Raw genomic sequence first — 2,888 nt, 5'->3', positions numbered from 1 at the left:
GGCCGGCCCCGCGCGCGACCTCGACCCGGTCGAGCCCGGCGGGCGCGCCCTTCGACGTCGAGCACATCCGGAAGGACTTCCCGGCCTTGCACCAGAGCGTGAACGGGCACCCCCTGGTCTGGCTCGACAACGCGGCGACCACGCACAAGCCGCAATCGGTCATCGACGCGACCTCCGAGTTCTACGCCCGCCACAACTCGAACATCCACCGGGCCGCGCACGCGCTGGCCGCGCGCTCCACCGACCTGTTCGAGGGCGGCCGCGAGAAGGTGCGCCGCTTCCTCAACGCGCCCTCGAAGGACGACATCGTCTTCCTGCGCGGCACGACGGAGGCGATCAACCTCGTCGCGAACTCGTACGGCCGGGCCAACATCGGCCCGGGCGACGAGATCATCGTCTCGACGATCGAGCACCACGCCAACATCGTGCCCTGGCAGCTGCTCAGCCAGGCCACCGGCGCGACCCTGCGGGTGATCCCGGTCGACGATCGCGGCGAGATCATCTTCGAGCAGTACGCCGCCCTGCTGTCGGGCCGGACCAAGATCGTCTCGGTGACCCATGTCGCCAACGCGCTCGGCACGGTGAACCCGGTCCGCGAGATCATCGCCCTCGCCCACGCCTACGGCGTGCCGGTGCTGGTCGACGCGGCCCAGTCGACCCCGCACATCCCGATCGACGTGCAGTCGCTCGACGCCGACTTCGTGGTTTTCTCGGGCCACAAGGTCTTCGGGCCGACCGGCATCGGCGCGCTCTACGGCAAGACGCACCTCCTCGCGGCGATGCCGCCGTGGCAGGGCGGCGGCCACATGATCGAGGACGTCACCTTCACGAAAACCGTCTACAAGGGCGCGCCGGAAAAGTTCGAGGCGGGCACGCCGGACATCGCCGGCGCCGTGGGCCTCGGCGCGGCGCTCGACTATCTCGAGAGCGTCGGCCTGCCGGCGATCGCGGCCTACGAGCACGACCTGCTGGACTATGCGCAGGCCGGCCTCGCCGACATCAGGGGCCTGCGCCTGATCGGCACCGCCCGCGAGAAGGCGAGCGTGATGTCCTTCGTGATCGAGGGACAGACGAACGAGGCGGTGGCCCACCACCTCGACCGCCACGGCGTCGCCGTGCGCTCCGGGCACCATTGCGCCCTGCCGGCCCTGCGCCGCTTCGGCGTCGACCAGTCGATCCGCGCCTCGCTCGCCTTCTACAACACCCGTGCGGACGTGGACGTGTTCCTCAAGGCCCTGCACCGCCTGCCGCGGTAGCGGCGTTCGGCAGGATCGCCGGCACGAACGAAGGCCCGATGCCGTCGCCGCGGCATCGGGCCTTCCCGTTTGTCGATCGGCCGGCGGGCATCGCCGTTGCACCGCGGCGGCGGCGGGACCAGAACGGTCCCGACTTCCGGCCAGCCGAGCGAGGCCCCGCATGCGAACCGATACGCCCGTCCAGATCCGGCTTCAGGACTACCGACCGAGCGACTTCCTGATCGACCGCGTCGACCTCGACGTGCGGCTGGCGCCGCACGACACGCGGATCACGGCGAGGCTCGCGCTGCGCCTGAACCCGGCCGGCCGCACCGGCGTCCCCCTGGTGCTCGACGGCGACGACCTCGTCCTGGAGGGGCTGGAGCTCGACGGCGTGCCGCTCGCCGCCGACGCCTACGCGGCGAGCCCGGCCGGGCTGACGCTGCACGCGCCGCCGCAAGGGCCGTTCGAGCTGACGATCGCGACGCGGGTGGACCCGACCGCCAACACCAAGCTGATGGGGCTCTACCGCTCGAACGGCGTCTACTGCACCCAGTGCGAGGCCGACGGCTTCCGCCGGATCACCTACTTCCTCGACCGGCCCGACGTGATGGCGGTCTACACCACCCGGATCGAGGCCGAGCGCGCGGAGGCCCCGGTGCTGCTCGGCAACGGCAACCCGGTGGAGGCCGGCGACGTGCCCGGCACCGGTCGGCACTTTTCCGTGTGGCACGACCCGCACCCGAAGCCCGCCTACCTGTTCGCCCTCGTCGGGGGCGCCCTCGACCGGGTCGCGCAGGACTTCACCACGATGGAGGGCCGGGCCGTCGCGGTCGCGGTCTACGTCGAGCCCGGCAAGGCGCCGCGCGCCGCCTACGCCCTCGACGCGGTGATCCGCTCGATGGCCTGGGACGAGGCGACCTTCGGGCGCGCCTACGACCTCGACGTGTTCAACGTCGTCGCCGTGTCGGACTTCAACATGGGCGCGATGGAGAACAAGGGCCTCAATCTGTTCAACGACAAGTACGTCCTGGCCTCGCCCGAGACCGCGACCGACGGCGACTACGCCGCGATCGAGCGCATCATCGCGCACGAGTACTTCCACAACTGGTCGGGCAACCGCGTCACCTGCCGCGATTGGTTCCAGCTCTGCCTGAAGGAGGGCCTGACGGTCTTCCGCGACCAGGAATTCTGCGCGGACATGCGCTCGCGCGCCGTCCACCGCATCGGCGAGGTCCGCAACCTGCGCGCGCGGCAGTTCCCCGAGGATGCCGGCCCGCTCCGGCACCCGGTCCGGCCGGGGGCCTATGCCGAGATCAACAACTTCTACACGGCGACCGTCTACGACAAGGGCGCCGAGATCGTGCGGATGCTGCGCACGCTGATCGGGGCCGACGCCTTCCGGGCCGGCATGGACCGGTACTTCGCCGACAACGACGGCACGGCGGCCACCGTCGAGGACTTCCTGGCGGCCTTCGCCGCGGTGACGGGACGCGACCTCACGGCCTTCGCGCGCTGGTACGAGCGCCCCGGCACGCCGACGCTCGCCGTGACCCGCGCCTACGACGCGGCGTCCCGGCGCTGCACGCTCGGTTTCCGCCAGAGCCTGGAGGCGGCCGGGCCGCCGCTGGTGATCCCGGTGGCGCTCGTACC

General features: G+C 71.3%; 2 protein-coding genes. Both read left to right on the top strand.

Features of this window, described 5'->3' with window-relative positions; genetic code table 11:
* Nucleotides 1-1,256: family 2A encapsulin nanocompartment cargo protein cysteine desulfurase (locus FV223_RS24290; protein WP_147729375.1), on the top strand; the 1,256-nt coding region annotated here is incomplete at its 5' end.
* Nucleotides 1,257-1,416: 160 nt separating this feature from the next.
* Nucleotides 1,417-2,888 (top strand): aminopeptidase N (gene pepN, locus FV223_RS24285; RefSeq protein ID WP_147729374.1); only part of this gene is annotated, 1,472 nt, incomplete at its 3' end.

It is taken from the genome of Methylobacterium sp. WL116 (genome assembly GCF_008039455.1).
In the GTDB taxonomy this organism is placed as follows: Bacteria; Pseudomonadota; Alphaproteobacteria; order Rhizobiales; family Beijerinckiaceae; genus Methylobacterium.
The sequence above is the reverse complement of the archived record's forward strand: the minus strand, read 5'-3'. Positions and strand labels throughout refer to the sequence as shown.